The sequence below is a fragment of the Mesorhizobium sp. M1A.F.Ca.IN.022.07.1.1 genome (genome assembly GCF_003997575.1).
GTDB lineage: Bacteria > Pseudomonadota > Alphaproteobacteria > Rhizobiales > Rhizobiaceae > Mesorhizobium.
Genome location: NZ_RZST01000370.1, coordinates 1 through 5351 on the forward strand (window position 1 = coordinate 1; position 5351 = coordinate 5351).

A 5351-nucleotide genomic window follows, 5' to 3' on the forward strand; every position below is an offset into this window, starting at 1 on the left:
GGAGGAAGACGCTGACGACCGTCAGTTCGCGCATGGCAAGCTGGTGCTGGTTCCGGCAAGCCATGCAGCGAGCTTTGAAGGCAAACCGCTCACCCTAACAGCGATCGAGTTCGCGATTCTGAAGGGTTTTCTTGGCCGCCCGCAGCATGTGCTTGGCCGCGATGCGGTGATGGCCAATGCCTACCAATCCAACATCCATGTCTCGGAACGCACCGTCGACAGCCATATCCGAAACATCCGCGCCAAGCTGGCGGCGGTCGGCTGTTCGGATGCGATCGCGACCGTGCATGGCGTCGGCTTCCGGCTCGGCCGATGCGGTGGCTGAGCAAGGAGAAATGGCGGCCCAGGCTCGCCACCGTGGTCGTCGCCATCCTGATCGTGGTGATGGCGCTGCCGCTGGTCGGGCTGTTCTTCTTCCGGCTCTATGAAAACCAGCTGATCCGCCAGACCGAGGGCGAGCTCATCGCACAGGGCGCGGTGATTGCCGCCGTCTATGCCGATGCGGTGCGCGCGGCCGGCATTGCACCGGAACGGTTGGGAACGCCGATCTCGGCCGATCCGGCAAGGGACAATAATTACCCCTACCAGCCGATCGAGCCGCAGCTCGATCTTGCCTCCGACAATGTCATGCCGTCGCGACCGGCGGCCGTTCCCGCCCCCGCCGATCCGGACTTCGCGGCCATAGGCGCAAAGCTCGACGGCATTCTGGACGAGGCGCAGAAGACGACGCTTGCCGGTTTCCGGCTCCTCGATCCGCATGGCGTGGTGATCGCCGGCGGCGGTGAGGTCGGACAGTCGTTCGCTGAGGTCGAGGAGGTGCGGCAGGCGCTCGCCGGCGCCTATGCAAGCGAGCTTCGCCTGCGGATCCCCGACCAGCCGCCGCCGCCGCTCTATTCGGTGAGCCGCGGCACCAAGGTACGCGTCTTCGTCGCCTTGCCGGTCGAGCTCGACGGCAGGGTCGCCGGCGTGGTCTATATGTCGCGGACGCCGAACAACATCGTGAAACATCTCTATGGCGAGCGCGGCAAGGTCACGCTCGCGGCGATCGCGATTCTCGGCGGCACGCTGCTGATCGCGCTGGTGTTCATCCGCACCGTCAGCCGGCCGATCTACGCGCTGATCGAGCGCACCAAACGCATCGCCGCCGGCGACCGCGAGGCAATGCGGCCGCTCGCCCATCACGGCACGCGCGAGATGGCGGCGCTGTCGGCCGCCTTCCTCGACATGGCGCAAAAACTCCAGGCGCGCTCCGACAGCATCCAGACCTTCGCCACCCATGTCTCGCATGAGCTGAAATCGCCGCTGACGGCGATCCAGGGCGCGGCCGAGCTGCTCAGGGATTCCGGCGGGACGATGGACGAGGACGAGCGACGGCGTTTTTCCAACAACATCGTCACCGATGCCGGGCGGCTCAATCTCTTGGTGCGCCGGCTGCTCGAACTGGCGCGCGCGGAAAACCTGGCGCCGAGCGGCGAAAGCACGACAATCGGCGCGGCGCTGGCGCTGCTGCCGGTCGACGCCAGGCTGGAGGTACGCGTCGAATCGGGCAGCGATATCGGCCTCGGCATCTCGGGCGAGAATCTCGCGATCGTGCTCGCCAACCTCATCGACAATTCCGCACGGCACGGCGCGAAGCAGGTGACGGTCGGCGCCGAAAAGGCGGGCGAAAGGGTGGCCCTCCATGTCGGCGACGACGGCGGCGGCATTTCGGCGGCCAATCGCGCAAGAATATTCGAGCCGTTCTTCACCACAAGACGCGAGGCCGGCGGCACCGGCATGGGCCTCGGCATCGTGCTGGCCCTCCTGAAAGCACATGATGGCACGATAACGCTGGTTGACTCCGAACGCGGCGCGCGCTTCGAAATCAATTTGCCGGTCGCGTGAGGACCGGTGAAATCGGAGAACAAAGTGCGTTACGACATCGTCATCATCGGCGGCGCCATCGTCGGGTCCTCGGTCGCCTACTATCTGCGCGAAGAGGGTTTTACCGGCTCCATCGCGCTGATCGAGCGCGATCCGCAATTCTCGCAAGCGGCGACGACGCTGTCCCTGGCCTCGATCCGCCAGCAATTTTCCATTCCCGAAAACATCCGCCTGTCGCAATTCACGCTGAAGCTGTTCCGGCAGCTGAAAGAGACTTTCGGCGCCGACGCCGATATCGGCTTTCGCGAGGGCGGCTATCTGATCCTCGCCGGCGAGGCGGGGCTGCCGATCCTCAAGGCCAATCACGAGGCGCAGATCGCCGAAGGCGCCGATATCGTGCTGGAGGATGCAGGCCAGCTCGCCCGCCGCTTCTCCTGGCTTTCAACCGAAGGCATTTCCGCGGGCGCCTATGGCCGCGGCGGCGAGGGCTGGTTCGACGCGCATGCGCTGCTGATGCTGTTCCGTAAGGCGCTGCGCGAGAGGAGGATCGACTTCATCACCGCGTCGGCCACCGGTATCACGCGCCAGGGCAGTCGCGTCACCGGCGTCGCCCTCGACAATGGCGAGACGCTGGAGGCCGGCATCATCGTCAATGCCGCCGGCCCGAACGCCGGCAAGGTGGCCGCCCTTGCGGGGCTCGCGCTGCCGGTCGAGCCGCGCAAGCGCAACGTCTTCGTCTTCGAGGCACGGGAAAAATATGCCGACATGCCGCTGCTGGTCGATCCCTCCGGCATCTATGTGCGGCCGGAAGGCTCGGTCTACCTCACCGGCGGCGCCGAGCCGGAGGAAGGCGACCATGCACCCGATCCCAATGATTTCGAGGTCGAGTGGCCGCTGTTCGAGGACGTGATCTGGCCGACTTTAGCCACCCGCGTCCCAGCCTTCGAGGCGATCAAGCCGACGCGCGCTTGGGTCGGGCATTATGATTACAACACGCTCGACCAGAACGCGGTGATCGGGCCGCATCCGGAGGTGGAAAACTTCCTCTTCGCCAACGGCTTCTCCGGCCATGGCCTGCAACAGGCGCCGGCGGTGGGCAAGGCGCTCTCGGAACTCATCGTGCATGGCGGCTATCGCACGATCGATTGCACGGCGTTCGGATATGAGCGCGTCGCTGAGGGGCGGGCGTTCAGGGAATTGAACGTCATCTGACGCATAATCGCATCGACGGACAAGGCGTTGCCAAGCGCATGCCCGCGCGCCGTATTGTCGAAAATGCACCACACCTCGGTGGCTGAGGCGCCCGCGTCGGCGAGTAGGGCGCTGATCTCCAGCAGCCGGCCGGCGTCGTAGTCCGAAAAATAGATATGCGGCGCGCCATGAAAGCGGAAATAGGCGAGCTCATGCCAGCCGCCGGGCGCTGAAGCGGCGGCAACTGGGGCGGGGTCGGCCGCCACGCGCCCGACGCGGAGGCGGCTCAGCAAAGCGTCTGCTCCCGGCTCGAACCAACTGGCGTGACGCGGTTCGCAGACCAAGCAGCAGTCGATCTTGTCGTGCAACAAGGCGAAGAACTTTTTGGCTATCTGCCTGTCGAACTGCAGACTGGGCGGCAGCTGGACCAAGAGCGCGGACAGCCTTTCACCGAGACCTCCGACCTCGCCCATGAAAGCATCCAGAAGATCATGGCAATCTATGAGGCGGCGCTCATGAGTCGCGGCTTTGGGCACTTTAACGGAGAACCGAAAATGATCCGGGACCGAGCACGCCCAGCGCTCATAGGTTTCGCGCTGATGCGGTTTGTAGAAGGAGGAGTTGATCTCCACGACAGGAAGACGCGAAGCGTAACGCTCCAATTGCGAGCCCGTCGCCGGAACAGAGGACCTGTGCGCTGCCGGTATGGTCCATCCGGCTGTTCCGACAAAAGGTTTGTTTTCGGCCATGTCGACAATCTGGACAGGCGCGCCTGCAGGTCAAGGTGGGGCTCAGGCGGCGAGGCGGCAGCCCAGATGTGCCTGTAGCCAGCCGAGCACGCGCGCCCAGCCTTCGGCGTGCTCCGCCGCGGCGTCCGGGAAGCCGGCGAAGCCGCCATGGCAGACGGTGAGCCGCGTGCCGGCAGAGGTCGGTTCCAGCAGATAGGCAACTGTCGTTTCGTGACGGCCGAGCGTCGGGTGATCCCAATCGTAGCGCCTCGTCTGCACGACCCTGCGCCCCGTCTCGATCTCGAGGAAGCTGCCGCTGGCGGGCAGGGTCCTGCCGTCGGCCGTCCTCACGATGACGCGCCACGATCCGCCGACGCGCAGATCGGCGGCCCAGCCGATCATCCGGTAGGTCTCGGCCGACCCCCACCAGCGCTCGACGTCGCTGGTGAGAAGCGCGGTGACGACTTGTTGCGGCGAAGCGGAAAGTTCCGCCGAAGCCATGACCGTCTCGGTGTTCGCCATGGCGCGCGGCCAGCCATGCGGCAGTATCATTGCCAACCTCCTCCGCGGCCGTTCAATACCTGGTTCAGACCTTCGATGGCGGGCGCTCGAAACCCTTGCCGGTCTCCAGCAGGCTCTTGAGGCTCGCCAGCACCAGCGGCCAGCCCTTGGACACGTTCGGAATCAGCCGGTGCGGGCCGTCGGCCTCGTGGGTGACGGCAAGCTTCATCAGCTCGCCGTCCTTTTCGATGGTGAAGGTACAGCGCGTGTAGCCGTCTTCCTTCACCTCGGGCAGCCATTCGTTGCGCCATTTGATGACCAGACGCCGGGGCGGATCGATCTCGAGGATCTCGCCCGAGTCGGCCACGCGGCCGTCCGGGAAGATCAGCTTCCAGCTCGAACCCACCTTCCAGTCGCTCTCCTGGTAGGAGCAGAGGAAGAACTGCCGGTTGAACTCCGGATCGGTCAGCGCCGTCCAAAGCTTTTCGGACGTGGTGCGGATGTAGGTGACGTAGACGAAAGTGTTGTCGCTCACGGCTCTTCCCTTTCAAGTCGTTTCTTCAGGTCGCTCAAGGCATCCAGCCGATGGCGCTCGAATTTGCCGATCCAGCGCTCGGCGATCTCGTTGATCGGCACGGGGTTGAGGTAATGCTCCTTGTCGCGGCCGCGGCGAACGGTGGCGACAAGGTTCGCCTCCTCGAGAATTGCCAGGTGTTTGGTCACCGCCTGGCGCGTCATGTCCATCCGTTCGCAGAGCGCGTTCAGCGTCTGTCCGTTCCTGGCATAGAGGCTGTCCAGCAATTGCCGGCGGGTCGGGTCGGCCAAGGCGCGAAAGACGGCATCCATGCTCATGGCTTTAATATGCAACCAACTGGTTGCATGTCAAGCGTTGCGACAGGTCGAGCGATCACTTGCCGGTGAATGGCGTCAGCGCTTGCGGGAGAACCAGAAGGCGTCGGGCATGCGTTTCATGCCGATGCGCTCGTAGAAGCCGACGGCGTCGGGCATCGAGATCAGGCTGATGGCGACGGACGTGCCGAGCTGGCGGCGTGCCTCGTCCATCAGGCC

7 protein-coding genes and 1 pseudogene are annotated in these 5351 nt (G+C 64.7%); 3 read left to right on the plus strand and 5 right to left on the minus strand.

Annotated features, from left to right (window positions below):
* The 3 genes from EOA75_RS27990 to EOA75_RS28000 all read left to right on the plus strand — a co-directional run.
* A partial coding sequence (locus EOA75_RS27990) for a winged helix-turn-helix domain-containing protein (RefSeq protein ID WP_164747603.1) occupies positions 1 to 325 on the plus strand: 325 nt, incomplete at its 5' end.
* Positions 313 to 1884: a HAMP domain-containing sensor histidine kinase gene (locus tag EOA75_RS27995; RefSeq protein WP_127325684.1), complete on the plus strand. Its 1572-nt coding sequence runs from the start codon at positions 313 to 315 to the stop codon at positions 1882 to 1884. The genes EOA75_RS27990 and EOA75_RS27995, both read left to right, overlap by 13 nt.
* A 24-nt stretch (positions 1885 to 1908) precedes the next feature.
* A complete protein-coding gene (locus EOA75_RS28000) occupies positions 1909 to 3075 on the plus strand; it encodes an FAD-binding oxidoreductase (protein ID WP_127325685.1) in 1167 nt (388 codons plus the stop codon).
* Here EOA75_RS28000 and EOA75_RS28005 read toward each other — a convergent pair.
* The 5 genes and pseudogenes from EOA75_RS28005 to EOA75_RS35275 all read right to left on the minus strand — a co-directional run.
* Positions 2994 to 3803, minus strand: coding sequence for a DUF72 domain-containing protein (locus EOA75_RS28005; protein WP_127325686.1), 810 nt, complete (start codon positions 3801 to 3803; stop codon positions 2994 to 2996). The genes EOA75_RS28000 and EOA75_RS28005 overlap by 82 nt on opposite strands.
* Positions 3804 to 3845: 42 nt before the next feature.
* The gene (locus tag EOA75_RS28010) at positions 3846 to 4334 is read right to left on the minus strand and encodes an SRPBCC domain-containing protein (protein WP_127325687.1); all 489 of its coding nucleotides are present in this window, start codon (positions 4332 to 4334) and stop codon (positions 3846 to 3848) included.
* 34 nt (positions 4335 to 4368) lie between these two features.
* The gene (locus EOA75_RS28015; protein WP_127325688.1) at positions 4369 to 4818 is read right to left on the minus strand and encodes an SRPBCC family protein; all 450 of its coding nucleotides are present in this window, start codon (positions 4816 to 4818) and stop codon (positions 4369 to 4371) included.
* Positions 4815 to 5135, minus strand: a complete 321-nt coding sequence (locus EOA75_RS28020) for a helix-turn-helix domain-containing protein (RefSeq protein ID WP_067323602.1) — start codon at positions 5133 to 5135, stop codon at positions 4815 to 4817. Before EOA75_RS28020 ends, EOA75_RS28015 begins: the two co-directional genes overlap by 4 nt.
* 75 nt (positions 5136 to 5210) lie before the next feature.
* Positions 5211 to 5351 (minus strand): annotated as a pseudogene (locus EOA75_RS35275) (GNAT family N-acetyltransferase); the annotation flags it as partial.

Coding starts and splice junctions, on each gene's coding strand:
- EOA75_RS28010 (WP_127325687.1), bottom strand. CDS start 4,334: ATGATACTGCCGCATGGCTGGCCGCGCGCCATGGCGAACACCGAGACG.
- EOA75_RS28005 (WP_127325686.1), bottom strand. CDS start 3,803: ATGGCCGAAAACAAACCTTTTGTCGGAACAGCCGGATGGACCATACCG.
- EOA75_RS27995 (WP_127325684.1), top strand. CDS start 313: ATGCGGTGGCTGAGCAAGGAGAAATGGCGGCCCAGGCTCGCCACCGTG.
- EOA75_RS28020 (WP_067323602.1), bottom strand. CDS start 5,135: ATGAGCATGGATGCCGTCTTTCGCGCCTTGGCCGACCCGACCCGCCGG.